This window comes from Paenibacillus sp. FSL W8-0919 (genome assembly GCF_038003785.1).
GTDB classification, from domain to species: domain Bacteria; phylum Bacillota; class Bacilli; order Paenibacillales; family Paenibacillaceae; genus Paenibacillus_AQ; species Paenibacillus_AQ lactis.
Genome location: NZ_JBBOPV010000001.1, coordinates 913,133 through 930,055 on the forward strand (window position 1 = coordinate 913,133; position 16,923 = coordinate 930,055).

At 53.2% G+C, this 16,923-nt stretch carries 15 protein-coding genes; 6 read left to right on the forward strand and 9 right to left on the reverse strand.

Annotated elements, in window-relative coordinates:
• Positions 1-158 precede the first annotated feature (158 nt).
• Both NST44_RS03815 and NST44_RS03820 read right to left on the reverse strand, forming a co-directional pair.
• Complete coding sequence (locus NST44_RS03815; RefSeq protein ID WP_340897884.1) at positions 159-2,597, reverse strand: 3-hydroxyacyl-CoA dehydrogenase/enoyl-CoA hydratase family protein; 2,439 nt, start codon at positions 2,595-2,597, stop codon at positions 159-161.
• The gene (locus tag NST44_RS03820) at positions 2,594-4,774 is read right to left on the reverse strand and encodes a (Fe-S)-binding protein (RefSeq protein ID WP_213613342.1); all 2,181 of its coding nucleotides are present in this window, start codon (positions 4,772-4,774) and stop codon (positions 2,594-2,596) included. Before NST44_RS03820 ends, NST44_RS03815 begins: the two co-directional genes overlap by 4 nt.
• 543 nt (positions 4,775-5,317) lie before the next feature.
• Between NST44_RS03820 and NST44_RS03825 the strand changes: the two genes are divergently transcribed.
• From NST44_RS03825 to NST44_RS03835, 3 genes are all read left to right on the forward strand, one after another.
• Entirely contained in the window at positions 5,318-5,908 is a 591-nt protein-coding gene (locus tag NST44_RS03825; RefSeq protein WP_007132916.1) for a TetR/AcrR family transcriptional regulator, read from the forward strand.
• A 59-nt stretch (positions 5,909-5,967) separates the two neighbouring features.
• A complete protein-coding gene (locus tag NST44_RS03830) occupies positions 5,968-6,735 on the forward strand; it encodes an electron transfer flavoprotein subunit beta/FixA family protein (protein ID WP_007132917.1) in 768 nt (255 codons plus the stop codon).
• A gap of 289 nt (positions 6,736-7,024) precedes the next feature.
• The gene (locus tag NST44_RS03835; protein ID WP_007132918.1) at positions 7,025-8,002 is read left to right on the forward strand and encodes an electron transfer flavoprotein subunit alpha/FixB family protein; all 978 of its coding nucleotides are present in this window, start codon (positions 7,025-7,027) and stop codon (positions 8,000-8,002) included.
• A gap of 150 nt (positions 8,003-8,152) precedes the next feature.
• On the opposite strand, the gene NST44_RS03840 is transcribed toward NST44_RS03835, so the two are convergent.
• Positions 8,153-8,464 (reverse strand): MazG-like family protein, encoded by a 312-nt coding sequence (locus NST44_RS03840; protein ID WP_245255874.1) that lies wholly within the window; start codon positions 8,462-8,464, stop codon positions 8,153-8,155.
• A 299-nt stretch (positions 8,465-8,763) separates the two neighbouring features.
• On the opposite strand from NST44_RS03840, the gene NST44_RS03845 reads away from it, so the two are divergent.
• Positions 8,764-9,342 carry an LOG family protein gene (locus NST44_RS03845; protein WP_007132920.1) on the forward strand — a complete coding sequence of 193 codons (579 nt, stop codon included), beginning with the start codon at positions 8,764-8,766 and terminating at the stop codon, positions 9,340-9,342.
• Positions 9,343-9,552: 210 nt separating this feature from the next.
• On the opposite strand, the gene NST44_RS03850 is transcribed toward NST44_RS03845, so the two are convergent.
• From NST44_RS03850 to NST44_RS03860, 3 genes are all read right to left on the reverse strand, one after another.
• Positions 9,553-10,197, reverse strand: coding sequence for a hypothetical protein (locus NST44_RS03850; protein WP_007132921.1), 645 nt, complete (start codon positions 10,195-10,197; stop codon positions 9,553-9,555).
• A gap of 129 nt (positions 10,198-10,326) precedes the next feature.
• Positions 10,327-10,764, reverse strand: coding sequence for a hypothetical protein (locus NST44_RS03855; RefSeq protein ID WP_373872013.1), 438 nt, complete (start codon positions 10,762-10,764; stop codon positions 10,327-10,329).
• 104 nt (positions 10,765-10,868) lie between these two features.
• On the reverse strand, positions 10,869-11,585 hold the full coding sequence (locus NST44_RS03860) for an SAM-dependent methyltransferase (protein WP_213613351.1): 717 nt from the start codon (positions 11,583-11,585) through the stop codon (positions 10,869-10,871).
• A gap of 285 nt (positions 11,586-11,870) precedes the next feature.
• On the opposite strand from NST44_RS03860, the gene NST44_RS03865 reads away from it, so the two are divergent.
• On the forward strand, positions 11,871-12,593 hold the full coding sequence (locus NST44_RS03865; protein WP_244152802.1) for a kanamycin nucleotidyltransferase C-terminal domain-containing protein: 723 nt from the start codon (positions 11,871-11,873) through the stop codon (positions 12,591-12,593).
• Positions 12,594-12,897: 304 nt separating this feature from the next.
• Positions 12,898-13,860, forward strand: a complete 963-nt coding sequence (locus tag NST44_RS03870) for an alpha/beta hydrolase (protein ID WP_007132925.1) — start codon at positions 12,898-12,900, stop codon at positions 13,858-13,860.
• A 63-nt stretch (positions 13,861-13,923) separates the two neighbouring features.
• On the opposite strand, the gene phnX is transcribed toward NST44_RS03870, so the two are convergent.
• The 3 genes from phnX to NST44_RS03885 are packed head-to-tail and all read right to left on the reverse strand — an operon-like array spanning position 13,924 to position 16,862.
• Positions 13,924-14,745, reverse strand: a complete 822-nt coding sequence (gene phnX, locus NST44_RS03875; protein ID WP_210094332.1) for a phosphonoacetaldehyde hydrolase — start codon at positions 14,743-14,745, stop codon at positions 13,924-13,926.
• Positions 14,742-15,836, reverse strand: a complete 1,095-nt coding sequence (phnW, locus tag NST44_RS03880; protein ID WP_340897890.1) for a 2-aminoethylphosphonate--pyruvate transaminase — start codon at positions 15,834-15,836, stop codon at positions 14,742-14,744. Before phnW ends, phnX begins: the two co-directional genes overlap by 4 nt.
• 33 nt (positions 15,837-15,869) lie before the next feature.
• Positions 15,870-16,862: an extracellular solute-binding protein gene (locus tag NST44_RS03885; protein ID WP_028404224.1), complete on the reverse strand. Its 993-nt coding sequence runs from the start codon at positions 16,860-16,862 to the stop codon at positions 15,870-15,872.
• Positions 16,863-16,923: the final 61 nt, after the last annotated feature.

A 16,923-nucleotide genomic window follows, 5' to 3' on the forward strand; every position in this document is an offset into this window, starting at 1 on the left:
GAAAGGTTCGATGAACGTATAAGACCTATTTGCAAGCAGCAACAGCATTTGATGAATGGTGAATCACAGAGGAATTGTCAAAGTAAAATCTAATCCCCAACGGATTACCAACAACTCCCCGAGTTCCGCAGTGACTTGCTTTTGACCAACAGCTGTCCCTAGTTCCGCAGCGGCTTACCCTTGGCGAGCATATGCTGCATGCGCTGCTGCGTCTTCACCTCGCCGAGCAGGCTGAGGAACGCCTCGCGTTCCAGATCGAGCAGATGCTCTTCGCTGACGACGGTTCCGGTCGGCACGTCGCCGCCGGTCAAAATATGCGCCAGCTTCTTTGCAATCAGCAGATCGTGGTCGCTGATATATCCGCCGCGTCTCATGTCGATGGCGCCCATCTGGAGCACGGCGCGGCCGTCGCGGCCGACGACCCGGGCCTTGCCCGGCTGCGGCGGGACATAGCCTGCGCGATCAAGCTCGAGCACGGCCTGCTTGGCCTCATAGATCCGGTAGTCCTGATTCATGACCACCGTATCCGCCCCGCGGCCGTACATTTGAACCGCTTCGTGACCGCTGGTGGACGTCTTCGCCATGGCCACCATCTCGAACATGCGGTTAATCTCCGGCTGCGGATCGCTGCCCGGATCCGGGTAGCGGCTGCTAGCCATCAGGGCGAGCTCCTTGCAGCCCCCGCCTGCTGGAATCAGGCCGACACCGGTCTCTACCAGGCCGAAGTAGGTCTCGGCCGAGAAAACAATCCGGTCCGCCGGCAGGCACGCCTCCACGCCGCCGCCGAGTGTCATCCGATGCGGCGCCGCGACGACCGGCTTCTCCAGCCGCTTGAGCTTCATCATGCTGCCCTGGAACAGACGGATGATGTCATCCACCTCATCCCAATCGCCGCTCTGGGCCTCCATCAGCATGAGCATCAGATTCGCCCCGACACAGAAATTGCGTCCTTCGTTAGCAAGAACCAACCCGCGGTAATTCGCCCGGACTTCCTCCACGCTCTGCTGGATCATGACCAGAATGTCCGCACCGATCGCATTGTTCGGTGACGTGAACTCCAGCAGTGCGACATCGTCCCCGATATCGATCAGATTCGCCCCCGTGTTGGATCGGATCACCCGATTCTGCGCTTTGAGCGCCGATAGCGAGATTCGTTCCGGTTCCACGTCCACGCCTCTGTACTCGCCCTTCAAATAATGGAACACCTGACCGTCCTTCTCTTGATAGAAGGATTTATTCCCTGCGGCGATCCAGTCCTTGACCCAGGCCGGCACCGTCAGCCCCTCGGCCTCCATCCGCTGCACCGATTCCGGCAGGCCGATCAGATCCCAGGTTTCAAACGGCCCCAGCTCCCAGTTGAAGCCCCATTTCATGGCATTGTCGATCTCCTGGATGGAATCTGCAATTTCGCCCAGCTTCTCGGCGGAGTACACGAGTACCTGCTTCAGCACATTCCAGGCGAGCTCCGAGTAGCGGTCCTTCGTGCCGAGAAAAGCCTTGATCTTCCGCTTAGCCCCCTTCACCGCCTTAGCCGCCTCAATGGATGCGGAGCTGATTTTAGCGCTCGGGTTATATTCCATCGTGGACAGATTCAGGGACAGAATGGTGCTGCCCTGATCTCCTTTTATTTTCTTATAAAAGCCCTGGCCGCCCTTCTCCCCGATCCATCCGCGGGATACAAGCTCATTCAGCACGTCGGGCACTGTAAATACGTCCTTCTCATGTCCGTCCTGCACGTTGTCGTACACATTCTTCGCCACATGGACGAACGTATCGATCCCAACCAGATCGAGCGTACGGAAGGTGGCGCTTTTCGGCCGTCCCAGCACTGGCCCGGTCGCCGCATCCACTTCCTCGACGGAGTAGCTGTTCTTTACCATTTCCTGCAGCGTGACGAGCAGGCCATAGGTGCCGATGCGGTTCGAAATAAAATTCGGCGTATCCTTCGCCAGCACAACGCCTTTGCCAAGACGCTTCGTGCAGAAATCCACCATGAACTGCGTAATATCGGGATCGGTATCGAAGCCCGGAATGATCTCCAGCAGCTTCATATGGCGAGGGGGGTTGAAAAAATGCGTCCCCAGGAAATGCCTACGGAATTCCTCGCCGCACTCCTCCGCCATCGCATTGACCGAGATCCCGGATGTATTGGTGCTGACGATCGCTCCATCCTTGCGAACGCCTTCGATCGTCTTCAGAATGCTCTTCTTGATCTCCAGCCGCTCGGTGACGACCTCAATGATCCAGTCGGCCTCCTTCAGCTGGCTCAGGTGATCCTCCATATTCCCAGGCGTAATGCGGCTGACAAAATCGGCACGGTACAGCGGAGCGGTGCTTGATTTCGGCAGCGCGGCAACAGCCTTGGCCGCCAACCGGTTACGCACCTTCGGATGGTCGAGCGTAAGACCGGCCTTCTCCTCCTCCGGCGTCAGATCCTTTGGAACAATATCGAGCAGCAGGCAAGGGATGCCTGCATTGGCGAGATGGGCGGCAATGCCGGATCCCATCACGCCGGAGCCGATGACAGCGGCTTTGGTAATGTTTCGGCTAGCGACGCCGGAGCCTCTGACGGCTTCCCGGGTAGTGGTTTGATTCATTGCACAACGACCTCCTGTTCATGGATTTCGGATAGACCAAATACGGATAACTCCAAAATTTCCGCGATATCCCGCGTCCTTACGCTGTCCTCCACTTCCTTCAGCTTCGTGCCGTCCTCCAGCATCGTCAGGCAGTACGGGCAGGCCGAGCTGATCATCGTCGGCGAGACCGCCAGCGCCTGCTCGGTTCGCGCCAGATTGACGCGCTTGCCGGCATCCTCCTCCATCCACATCTGGCCGCCGCCGGCTCCGCAGCACATTCCGTTCTCGCGGGTGCGCTCCATCTCGAGCAGCTCCACGCCCGGAATCGCGCGAAGCACGTTTCGCGGCTGGTCATAGACGTCGTTATACCGGCCGAGGTAGCAGGAATCGTGGTAGGTGATTTTTTCCCGGATCGGATGCTTCGGCGTAAGCCGGCCTTCCTTTACCAGCTGATCCAGCAGCTCCGTGTGATGGAGGACTTCAGCCGTGAGCCCGAACTCCGGATATTCGTTTTTGAAAATATTGAAGGTATGCGGACAAGCTGTGACGATTCGCTTCACATCGTACTTCTGGAACGTCTCGATGTTCTCCATGCACAGCTGCTGGAACAAAAATTCATTGCCCATCCGGCGCGGGGTATCGCCCGAGTTCTTCTCCTCATTGCCGAGAATGGCGAAGTTCACGCCCGCTTCATTCATGAGCCGGACGAAGGCGCGGGTGATTTTGCGGCTCCGGTTGTCATAGGACCCCATGGAACCGACGAAGAACAGGATGTCGAAATCCGGATTTTCCTTCACGGTCGGAATTTTTAAATCCAGCGTTCCTTCCGGATCAATCTCCTTCACCCATTTGCTGCGGTCAGCACGGCTGATGCCCCATGGATTGCCCTGGCGCTCGATGTTTTGCATGGCACGCTGCCCCTCCTGCGGCACACTGCCTTCCATCAGGACCAGATGCCGCCTTAGGTCAACGATTTTGTCAACGTGCTCGTTCGCGACCGGGCATTGATCCTCGCAATTCCGGCAGGTGGTGCATGCCCATATCTCTTCTTCCGTCATGACCCCGCCGATCAGCTGGACATCCTTCGGATCCACGCCCTCAACCTGATGCCAGGAGCGCTTCTGGACCTCCATCGTCGGCCCGATATCGGTAATGCCCTCGCCCTTCCAGCCGACCAGCGCAAGATCGGTGGCGGCCATCGTATGCACGCCGGCGGATCCAAACACCGAAGCCGGCATCCACGGCGACTTGGAGGTAAGGGCCGCCCCTTTCTCCGTCAGGTGGTCGCGCAGCTTCACGATCATGTGCATCGGCGACAGCAGCTTGCCGGTATTCGAGGCCGGACACACATTCGTGCACCGTCCGCACTCGACGCAGGCGTAGAAATCGAGCATTTGCTTCTGGGTAAAGTCCTCGATTTTGCCGACGCCAAACGACTCCGCCTCTTCATCCTCGAGATCCAGCTTGCTGAGCTTGCCGGGAGGATCGGTACGGCGGACCAGAATGTTGATCGGTGCCGTAATAAGGTGAAAGTGCTTCGACTGCGGCACGTAGACTAAGAACGACAACAGAATGAGCAGATGAATCCACCAAAATGCGAAATAACATACCGAGACCGCCGTGGAAGGCATCCAGGCAAACGCGGCGGCAATGCTCGAGGTGATCGGTGCCAATGCCGACCAGGGAAGACCTTCCCGCAGACGCTCGAATGCCATCGTCAGCAGCACGGAAGCCATCAGCGAGGTAATGAAGAAGATCACAATGCTCGGCTTCCACCCGCGCTTCAGCCGCTTCAGCTTCTCGCCGTACCGCCGGTATGCCGCATAGCCGATCGCGAGCAGAATAAGGGCCACCGTAATCTCCTGCATCAGGATGAAGCCCGCATACCCCGGAATCGGGAGTCCGTGCCCTGACAGGCCCTTCCATATAATGTCGATCGCGCCAAACTGCAAGATGATGAATCCATAAAAAACGATAAAGTGCATGATCCCGCTCTTGCGGTCCTTGAACAGCTTGCTCTGGCCGAACACTTGAATCGCAAATTGGCTCAAGCGCTCCTTCAGATCCTTTTTCAAATTCGCCGGCTTTCCCAAACGGATGTACAGGTATCGGCGATACACCACGCTCGCGAACATATATACCGCCCAGCCTGTGATTCCAACAAAGAGCACGGCGTTGATCAGATCAAGAATCATCCCTCTCAGCTCCTTGCGTTATTTTTCTTTCCCCTGCTTGCCGCTCAGGCGATGTGGTTGGACTCTTAACCCGCCTCCTAAGCCGGAAGACTGCCAACAACGAGGTTGGTGTTGATCCAACTGCACTCTGCACCGTGAAACCAGGCTGCCGTCACTCCTTCCGCTAATCCGCCCGTCCATGCGTTACTCGGACAACATATGAAGCGCTTACATTCAAGGACTAAAAATAGACCTTCATACCTGTGCCCTGCCGACTTCTTCAAACCGAACTTGCTTGCGTTAGCTGCGTATCTAGATCCTTTAAACCGGTAATGGCTTTGCCGATCCTTAAAGCTGCATTTCGCTCTTACGGTTAAACTGCCGTCTGTTGCCCTAGTGATATGAACGTCTATAATTTGTGGTCCGAATACGCCCGCTTCATAAATTTCCCGGCCCCAGTCAACCGGTCGTTGACAATGACATGAACGTATTTTATGATGGATACAAGAACTGAATGAGTATTCATTCATAATTTTAACTGTATTCTAACATCGGGGTGAGCATATGACAAGTAAAAAAAATGAGAAGTACCATCTGATCCTTCAAGGCGCCCTGAAAGTATTCGCCGAGAACGGCTACCACCGCTCCCAGGTGTCCAAGATCGCCAAGGCGGCCGGCGTAGCCGACGGTACCATCTATCTATACTTCAAGCGAAAGGAGGATATCTTGATCCGTCTGTTCCAGGAGAAGCTCGGCGAGCTCGTCGGAAAATTCCACGAAAGCGTGAAAGGAACGACAGACGCAGTGGAAGCCCTGCGGACCGTATGCAGCATTCATTTTTCCGAGCTGGAGAGCAATCCGGAACTGGCTTATGTCACGCAGATTGAGCTCCGGCAGAGCGATCTCGAGCTTCGCAAGGAAATCGGCAATGCGCTTAAGCCCTATATCGTATTGATCGAGAATATCCTGGAGCAGGGTATCCAAGAGAAGAAGTTCCGCCCCGATCTTAACGTTAAGCTTGTGCGCAGCCTGATATTCGGAGCGATGGACGAAGCGGTAACCTCCTGGCTCATCTCGGGCCGCAAGTATTCCCTGTCCGATCAGGTGGAGGAGACGCTTGGATTTTTTCTGAACGGTGTGTCCAGCGGGCAATAAAACAAGTCCCGCTCATCATATTTTATGAAGGCAACCATTCGAAAGGAGAGCTGAGGCCCATGAAGATTGTAGTATTGCTGAAGCAAACATTTGACACCGAGGAGAAGATTGAGATTGAGAACGGGTCGATTGCCGAGGATGGCGTCAAATTCGTGATTAATCCGTATGACGAATATGCTGTGGAGGAAGCCGTAAAGCTCCGCGACGAGCATGGCGGCAGCGTCACGCTTCTCTCGGTCGGTCCGGACCGCACGTCGGAGGCTTTGCGGACCGCGCTTGCGATGGGTGCGGACGATGCGGTGCTTATCTCGGATGAACGGATACCGGATGACGAATATGCCGTATCGAAAGTGCTCCATGCGTATTTGGCTAAAGAAACGCCGGATCTGATTCTAGGCGGCAACTTCTCGGTCGACCGGGGTTCGGGCCAAGTCGCGATACGCCTTGCGGGATTGCTCGGCATAGCCCATGCCGGATCGATTACCAAGCTTACGATCAGCGGCAATAAGGCTGAAGTGCACCGGGACGCCGAGGGCGATCTCGAAGTGCTGGAGGTTCAGCTGCCAGCGATTTTCACCGCCCAGCAGGGCTTGAACGAGCCGCGTTACCCGTCGCTGCCGGGCATTATGAAGGCGAAGAAGAAGCCGTTTCAAACGCTGTCGCTGGATGATCTCGGTCTCTCCGAGGACGATATCCGCCCGGCGACGAAGCAAAGCGATCTGTCCTTGCCGCCGGAGCGCAGCGCCGGACGCATTCTGAAGGGTGAGCCTGCCGAGGTGGCGCATGAGCTTGTTACGCTGCTGCGAACCGAGTCCAAGGTGATCTAGTTTTTTACGGAATACGGGGAGATTCTTCGCTCCTTACTTTTATACGATTCGTTGAATGCGGTTACACAGGGGCTGATCGAGCACTTCCCCTTTCACTACGTATTCTGATTGTATGGTTCATGGGATGTCCGTCATGCACGCATTTCGATGGCCGGGCCCTAGGTTCGGGTGGGCGAATTACAGCCCTCTGATCAATCTAAGCTTGAACCGTGATTTGTTTGATTGGCTCTTAACTTATTGATTTATCATCTCTTCATCCATCTCGATAGGGACCTAAGGAGGTTATGTTATGAGCAAAACGATACTGGTATACGCGGAAACCCGCGACGGGAAGCTGCGTCAGGTCGCCCTGGAAACGCTGGAGGCAGCCCGTCTGATCGCAGGTGACGGGGACAGCATCCGCATTCTCGTGGCTGGCTCGAACATTACGGAGGCCGTATCCGCGCTTAAGCCTTACGGCGGCGAAATCATCTATACCGTTGAGCATGACGACCTGGAGCACTATAATCCCGACGCTTACATGGCGGCGATCGAAGCGGTGCTAGGCGTTGCGAAGCCGGATGCGGTTCTATTCGGACATACAGCGATCGGACGCGATCTCGCTCCGCTGGTGGCGGCTTCCATGGATGCCGGTCAAATCTCCGACGTAACCGCGATTGAGAATAACAGCGGCGAAGCGGTATTCACCCGTCCGCTCTATGCCGGCAAAGCATTCGAGAAGCGGGTGTTCGTAAACGGACCATGGGTGGTGACCGTGCGGCCCAACAACATCCCGGCAGCCGAAGCTGTTGAGGGTGTGGACACGAGCATCGAGGATGTCGCCTTCCCCGCGCCTTCCCTCCGCTCCGTCGTTAAGGATGTCGTCCGCAAAACGACGGGAAAAATCGACCTCTCCGAGGCCAAAATCGTCGTCTCCGGCGGGCGCGGCGTGAAGAGCGCGGAGGGCTTCAAGCCGCTCGAGGAGCTGGCCGAGCTGCTCGGCGGCGCCGTCGGCGCTTCCCGGGGCGCATGCGATGCCGGATACTGCGATTATGCGCTCCAGATCGGGCAGACCGGCAAGGTGGTTACGCCGGAGATCTATATCGCTTGCGGCATCAGCGGCGCCATTCAGCACCTGGCAGGCATGAGCCAATCGCGGGTCATTATCGCGATCAACAAGGACCCGGAAGCGCCGATCTTCAAGGTAGCCGATTACGGCATCGTCGGCGACCTGTTCGACATCGTGCCGCTGCTCACCCAGGAATTCCGCAAGGTGTTGGTGTCTTAACCGGCCGAAGCATTAGCGGTCTGTGCTATTGAAGCCTACCCGGCTTCTCCAGCTCAAAGAAGGTCGAGTTCCCATCCGGCATATCGGATGACAGGACTCGACCTTTCTTTTTTTCATACATTAATGTTCTATGTCAATCCGTCACTCCACTCAGGAGCTGAACCGTTTCAGCAGCTTCTGCTGATGTGCCCGAAATGCCTCCTCCAGCGATATATCATAGAGATCGGCCAGCAATGATATATTGCCAAGAACGTCGCCGATTTCTTCCACCAAATCCTGCTTCAGCCGCTCTCGGGACGATACTTCCTCGTCCGGTCGGTCTCTCCCGATTTCATAAGCGCGTACTGCCCTGGCGGCCTCCCCCGCCTCCTCCATCAGAAAACCGATGCGGATAAAAGGACCGTAGTCCGTCCAGCCCCGCCCTCCGTAAAATTGCTTGATCCATTGCTGCGCTTCATTCATGTTCACTGTCCAAATACCTCCGAGTTCTGGGCTGTACCCTATGTCTTGAGCCGCTAAAAAGATACGCCTTGCCCAAAGCCGATTCATTTCATGGTTGAAACCGCGAGTGTTGTCGGCTTATTCATAAATTTTTACATATAAGGGTCTTCTAACATGCGGTTTAACATAAGGCGAGTACGATATAAACATGCTCTAACTTAAGGAACACGAAGACATGTTTTTTCGTTCCATGACACCAATCACTATATATAGTATAATTACTCGGAATGATTATCAACATCTGGTTAGGAGTGGCTGAATTGAAATCAATATGCGTATTTGCAGGCTCGAACATGGGTGAGCATCCGGATTATAAGACCCAAGCGGCAGCGCTAGGCGAACTGATTGCCCGAAAACAATACCGGCTGGTATACGGCGGATCGCGTGTCGGACTGATGGGCGAGGTGGCCAATACGGTGCTTGAGCTTGGCGGCGAGGTCATTGGGGTCATGCCCCGGGGGTTATTTAAGGGCGAAATTGTACATACCGGACTAACGCAGCTGATTGAAGTTGCGGATATGCATGAGCGTAAGGCAACGATGGGGAAATACGCCGACGGCTTTATCGCTTTGCCTGGGGGCTTCGGAACCTTTGAGGAATTGTTCGAGGTGTTGTGCTGGTCTCAAATCGGGATTCACCAGAAGCCGATCGGGCTGCTGAATATCCGAAATTACTACGACCCGCTGATGAGCCTGGTCCAATCCAGCATTACCGCCGGCTTTGCTAATTCGTCCCATTTGAATCTGATCAACATTTCCGACGATCCGATCAAGCTTCTGGAGCTAATGGAGAGTTATACACCGCCTATGCTGGATATGAAGTGGAAGGATCTCGATTAAGTCACGAGAGGTCCGTTGTTACATAAGAGGCTGACTCAAGGTTGCCTTAATTTGACACCATTCACGATCAAGTGTTTACACCCTATCCTTTTGAAGGCTGTTCCCGGTTGCTGTCTTAGATCAGCTAAGCCCATAGAAAGCCAAATAGCGGCCAATAAGACGAGCCCCCAAATAAAAAAATCCCGCGGATTTACTCCGTGGGATTTTCGCTTAGTCGGCTGCCTTGATTGTGTATTTACTAATGGCTTTATCTTTCAGTTTGTTGTAATGCTCCGTATTTTCACCAAGGTATTCAACATCTCCTAATTGTTGTGGAGAAATTGAATTACTCGTGAAGTTCGAAACTTTACCCGGTTTATCAACATTAAATTTGCCCTGGTAAGATCCATTAACAGCATATGTGTTATCACCGGTTTTGCGCAAAAACAGTAAATATTGATTGGAATCGTTCATTTTGACGTATCCTTCCAGGTTGTGGTATACACCATCTTCAATACGCCCATCCTCCATTACGGTGATTGTAGATTGTTTAAAGATGTTACCCTTAAAAACTTTGTCAATCTGAAAAGGCGTTTTATCAAGCTTGTCAATTATCGCTCCAGTATCTGTTTTAACTTGATAGGTGCCTTGTTGCCCTACTGCATGTCCAATTACGATTATTTCCGAGTAGTTCTCTAAAGTGCTAAACTCTTCAAAGAAAGGTATTTTAGCGTGGGTCGTAGCTATTTGATAGGTGCCTTCCTTCAGTTGTTTTGTGCCTGCAACCTGACTGGTATCTCCACCAGTTTGTATCATTCCAAATCCGATCGATGAGACGATTGCCAAAGAGGCAATGATATAAATAGCTTTTTTCACGTGATTCCCCCTTAGTATTTGTAAAAGATATTTACGTAGTCGAGAACGAAATCCACTATTAAATGTTGCGTATTTGTATTAATCCAATTTTTAACAAATATATATCCCCAGGAACTTCCGGCAGCTCCCTCAATCAGAATGTATATTTAGCGTATAACTATCCATTGTGCGGCCATCAACGCCCAATGCTTCAATCGATATATGATCATGCAGTGCTTGATTTCCTACCTTCCATTCCAATGACCAGCCATCGGAACCATCGGCATCATAACCTATTATTTTACGTTCCTTCCCTGTCTCGGTACCTGTAGGAGCAATCCAGAACAGAACCGTATTCGTATGCTCCGCTTCCACCTTAAATGTCACGGTTTCCGTGTTTTCCGGGACGACGAACCAGTTGTCCCGTTCCTCTAGGGTTGTAGATACATTTGTAATTTTGGCTTGGGGCAGCTGTCCAGGCTGTTCTTCTTGATCTTCAGGTAGAGGATTCTCCGCCTGCTGTGGAGAACACGATCCTAAAACAAAGGTGCAGCAAAGAAGTACAGCAGCAGTCATCCATTTGATCACTTTCAAGAACCATTCACCTCACAGTTATACGAAAATCTTACTCCCACGCTTATAAGATCACCACAAAGAAAGGGAGCCGAATGTTGATCGGCCCCCTAGTTTCTTCATCTTGTTTTTCGAATCTGCAGCATGGAGTTGCCATTGATCATAAATTCATAGGACACCTGTTTCTCGGTCACTTCGAGACCTTCAGCTTCCAGATCTTGAATCAGTCGCTCCAGATGCTCATATCGGTTCCCCGACAAATCGGTTAGCGGAAAAATACGTACTTCCTCCGAAGCAACCCGAAGCAGCTCTCGAATCGTGTTCAGGTGAAAGTCATAGTCCAAACGGTCGCTGTACATAAACAGAAAATGAGCGGATAACACCAGATCGAACTGTTCTTCGCAAAATGGCAGCTCCGGCAGCACTGCAGCCACATACCGCTCCGGATGTGCTCTCATATCCGAAACACAGTCCTGGAGGGCTTGATGGCGATGACGGCTGACGCCCGCAACATCCCCGTAAAAGTCCCATATAAAGTTTCGCTTCGTCTGCTCCATGGATTCCATTGCGTGCGCGGTATCCTCCAAGCCCTTCCGCTCCAGATCCTCGATCCGATGATCGTAAGCGATGTCGCTTGCGGTGACATCCAATCCGGCCGCTGCGGCATGCGCCGTAAAAGAGCACGCTCCGGCGGGGCAATCTAATATTTTCTTGCCTGCCAGCTCCCCTGCCTGCAGATCAAACATCCGCATGTACTCCTCATAGGTACGACCGATAAACACCACCCGGTTCAATTCCAGCTTCGTCTTCCCTTGCCTCTTCTCGTCTCTTCTCATCTCATCTCACCTCAGCTATGATCTTGGTGCGGATTCCGGCCATCCAAGCGTCATCTCCGCAAACCTATATTACCATATGATGGAATGCATGGATATTAGTCATTTTCCGATCCGTGCAGGTGCCCGTGTACTTGCCTCTTCTCTATCATCCCTTCTCCATTCGTTTTCGGCCCTCCCCTGTTTAAGCTATACTCTTTTTATGTACGTATTCAATTTGAAAAAAGCCATATAAGGAGGATCATACGTATGCTGCCTTACCCTGCTCCCACGACAAGAGAGGAAAAAATGAAATTGGTTGCCCAAATCAAGGATCGGCTGCTTCAGCTTCATGGCGATGCCATTCTGGCGATCGGCCTGTACGGCTCGCTTGCCCAAGGGATCGACGGGCCCTACTCCGATATCGAGCTTCGGGTGATTACGAAGGATGGCTTCTCTCTTCCCGGGCATGAATTTATATATCCTCCATTCAAAATCGAAATCGGAATGAAGCAAAAACGCGAAGCCATGCGCTCCGCTGCGACCGTTGACGATTCCTGGGCCATTAAGGCAGGCGCATATGCTCATTTGCAAGCAATCTATGATCCGGACCGGCTGCTCGATGAGATTCGCACACGGCCGATGCAAATTTCAGATGAAGCGATTCGGGCCGTGATGAGAGATTTTATGATTTGGGAGCCTTACGAAACGATGGGCAAAATCCGCAACAATAAACAGGCAGGCAATAACGGCTACCTGCCCCTCGGTGCCAAGGATCTGGCGTGGCAGAGCGCCAAGCTGATCGGGCTCGCCAACAAAACCTTCTATACTACCCGAGCCAGAACCTATGAGGAATCGCTTCAAATGCCATCTCGCCCATCGGGCTATGATGAGCTTATCGAATTGGTGACACGGGGACAGCTTCATGATTCGGAGCTTATATATGAGCGCTGCGAGCATTTGTGGACCGGACTAAACGAATGGTATGCGGAGATGGGCATCGAGTATAAGTTGGACAAGCTTCCTTTTTGATAATCGCTCCAAGCATGAATTTCTCACAGGCAGCTATTTGTACACCGTGCGCATTGCTCTCTATGCGTACGGTGCAAAAAAGCATAGGCTAAAAAAACAGCTGCCCCTCAAGTTTTTGTACTTGGGGGGCAGCTTGTTACTTTGGTAAGTTGTTCTTTTAAAGGGATACGGTTATAAGCTATGATAGGAACAACATACTCTCTTCCCAGAATCACCGCTCGTTCGATGTACGGCAGCTCAGCACGACGTACACCACAATGACCATAGAGAGATTATCAACCATATTGAACAAAGGATTGTCGTCATGTTAGCAGCAATTACGGCACTAGTGCTTTTTATAATCGTGATGGTCGCAGTCAGCTTTTATTTTTATCACGTCGCCATCGCCCGCGCAGATAAGGAATTTCTAGCAGAGAATCCGGACCTGGCAGCCAATGCGGATGTCGAGAACCCTTTTGCGGACAGCAAAGACTGGTGGAGCGCGCAAAGCTTCGAGAATTGGAGTCTTATCGCGGACGATGGCCTGAAGCTTCATGCCTATTATTTGCCGGCAAAAAAGGCCACTAACCAAACGGTTCTCCTTGCGCACGGCTATGCCGGACGCTCCGAGCAAATGAGCAGCTTCGCTCAAATGTACTATGAGGATTTAGGCTTTAATGTCCTTCTGCCTGATGCCCGGGGCCATGGCTTGAGCGAAGGTGATTATATCGGCTTCGGATGGCCGGAGCGCAAGGATGTGGTGAAGTGGATTCATATGATCGTTGAACATACGGGAGAAGAAGCGCAGCTCGTCCTGCACGGCGTATCCATGGGCGCCGCAACCGTCATGATGGCCAGCGGCGAGAAGCTGCCTCCCCAGGTGAAGGCCATCGTAGCGGATTGCGGGTATACCTCGGTGGCGGATGAGCTGGCGTATCAGCTGAAGCGCATGTATAAGCTCCCCTCGTTCCCGATCCTTCCATCCACAAGTCTGCTCACTAAGCTGCGCGCAGGCTATTCGTTCAAAGAGGCTTCGGCTTTGGAGCAGGTGAAGAAATCCAAAACCCCCATTCTGTTCATCCACGGCGGCGGCGATTTGTTTGTCCCGACAGAAATGGTCTACAGGCTGTACGAGAACGGGCCTGCGGAAAAACGACTGTTTGTCGTTCCCGGTGCCGGCCATGGCCTGGCTCGTCAGTTCGATCCCGAAGGCTATGACGGGGAAGTGACGGAGTTTATCGGGGCGTATGTCCGTGAGGAGAATAAAAGAGCGGCCATGGTACGCTAAAAATCCTAGTTTAACCAAGCAGCAAGAAGCCGCGCCCAAGGCGCGGTTTCTTCTCGTATCATGCTATTCATAATGATGACCCGGTCTTTTCCCCTCGCTCAGCAAACCGTCGATCCGCTCGATCAATGCCGGAAGATCGCGCATCGTATCGATCGTAAAATCCGCCCCGTGCCGAATAAACGTCTGCCGTGTGCTCATGATGGCTTCCGCCCGCTCCGATTCGGACAAGGATTCGAATTCCTCAGGGGACAGTCCCATTTCCGAGCTGCCCACAGCAACGCCTACCGACCACACCCCGGCATTTACGCCTTCTTTAATATCAGACGCGGTATCCCCGACCTTCACGACCTTCCAGGCAGCCGACAGCTTCAGATGCTCCATGTTCCGGTAGATCATATACGGATAGGGGCGTCCACATGAATGCGTATCATCCGGCGTAAAGAACACATCGGGGCGATACCCCTTGCGCTCGGCATACGATACGACCACCTCCATCATCCCGGCCGTATAGCCGGTTGTAGAGCCAATCCTCAGCCCCCGGCCGCGAAGCTCTTTCACCGTCTCGATAACTCCAGGAATAGGGTCTGTGTATGTGGACAACGATGCCATGAGCGCAGGCTCGAATTCGCCGTACAGCCGCTCCACATCTTCTTCATTGAAGGCCCTTCCGTACTTCTCCTCCCACAGTCCCGACACACGCGGCATAGACAGCATTGCGCGGATGTGATCGATTTTCAGCATGCCCATCGGCGCTCTGGCTTCCTCCATCGTTACATCGATGCCTGCATTCCGGAATATATCCACGAACACATTCACCGGTGCGAAGCAGCCGAAGTCCACAGCCGTCCCGGCCCAGTCGAGAATTACGCCTTCGATCTTGTTCATTGTGCCATCACTCCCATATATTCTTCGATAATTTCGCATAACCGCACGATATCCTGCTCATAGATCTCTCCGATGTTCCCGATGCGGAACGTGTCCACCTCCGTCAGCTTGCCCGGGTAGATGACATAGCCCCTGTCCTTGATGTACGCGTAAAATTGCTCGAAGCTGAACCGGTCGCTTGGAAAAACAAATGTAGTAATAATGGGAGATTGAACAGGCTTGGCGATATAAGCGCGGATTCCGATTCTCGCCATTCGCTCTCGCAGCAGCCGGTTATTGTTCCGGTAGCGCTCGAATCTTGCAGATACTCCGCCTTCCTCCATGAGTTCATCCAGCGCCTTGGAAAAAGCGGCTACGACATGGGTGGGCGACGTATAACGCCATTTGCCGTCCTTGTCCATTCCCCTCCACTGATCATACAGATCCAGGGACAAGCTGCGCGCAATGCCTTGGCAAGCCGCCAGCCGCTCGATGTTCGCAATGACAAACCCGAAGCCCGGAACGCCCTGGATGCACTTGTTCGCACTGCTGATCAAATAGTCGATGCCAAGCCCTGCCACGTCGATCTCGATGCCGCCAAAGCTGCTCATCGCATCGATGATCAGGGTTTTTCCGTATTCCCGGGACAGCCCCGAGATCATGTCCAGCGGATTAAGAATCCCGGTTGTCGTCTCGCAATGCACCATCGCGATATGGGTGATGCGCTGATCCTCATTCAGGATAGTGCGAAGCTCCTCCTCCTTCGGGTGCACATCATAACCGGTTCTGTAAGCGGCGTACTGGAGTCCAATGTACTCGGCCATTTGGATAATTCGTTCACCGTATGCGCCGTTGGACACGATCAGCACTTTATCCTTATCGGAAATGGCGGAGGTCATGACCGATTCGACCGCAAACGTGCCGCTGCCCTGCATCAGCACGGCCGTATATTGGGAGGCTTCCGCTCCGGTCAGGTCCAGAAGCTGTGATCTGATTTTTTGCGTAATCGATTTATATTCATCGTCCCAAGTACAGCGGTCGAAGAGCATCTCCTCTTTTACCGTTTGAGTCGTGGTCAGCGGTCCCGATGTCAATAGCTTATAGCTGTTCATGATTTCCCATCACTCCTATGAAGTAAAGTTCCATTATTTCGATCCGTTAAAAAATTGCTGATGCTCCTCCAGCAGCTCGACGGTCAGCGGCTTCTCAAAGGTCATCGCATGCGCAGGTTTGTTCGCCTCATCGACCGTTTCGCCCTTATAGAGCGCAACCGGATAGTTCACGATCAAATCTTTTCGCGCATCCTTGATGATGGTCTCCGCCATTTTCATCGCAAGGTCCGTATTCCCGTTCTCCTTATTCACCACGGCAATCGATTCCGTCAGCGAGAAATTGCCTTCCATCGGATCGATATAATCGATCGGAGCACCGGATGCCTTGGCCGCTACCGCTTGATGACGAAGACCGAAGCCTGCTGCGGCTTCCCCTGCCTGAACCTTCTTGATCGGTCCCGAGCCGGAGCTCTCCAGATGCGGACCGACATTCGCGATCAGATCACGGAGCACCCGCTGTCCCGCTTCTTGTCCATACTGGTTGATAATCGCTTGAACAAGCAGCCAACCGGTGGAGGAATCCATAATATTCGGAATCGATACCAGTCCCTTATATTCCGGTTTGGTCAGCTCCGTAATGGAAGTCGGCATGGGCAGTCCCTTCTCCTTCAGCACCTCGGTGTTCACGAAGATCGCTCCGGTGTTGGCGAGAATCGGCGTGTAGTATGCGGGATATGAGTCGATGGCGCCCGTTTCGAAGGTCAGGTCCTTGAACATCGAATGCTTTGTCTGCGAGCTTTCGATAAAATACGAGCTCATGGTGACCAAATCGGCCTCGATATCGCTTCCCTCCGCCATCAGCTTGCCCCCGAGCTCCGATGTCCCCATCGATTGCATGATATACTGCCCGTCGTATCCGGCGTTTTTGAGAGAGGCTTCCATCGCCGCAACAGCTTCTTCATCCCCGTTGGTGTAGATTACAACCTTCTTCGCTTCCCCCGACGTGCCGCTGCCGCAGCCGGCCAGCGCAAACACCATGCTGATTGCAAACAATGACAGCAGCATTCCCTTAAGCGTCTTCATCATGATTAACTCCACTCCTTGTATACTTTTTATATTTTGAAATACGATCCGGCAGCGAAGCGGA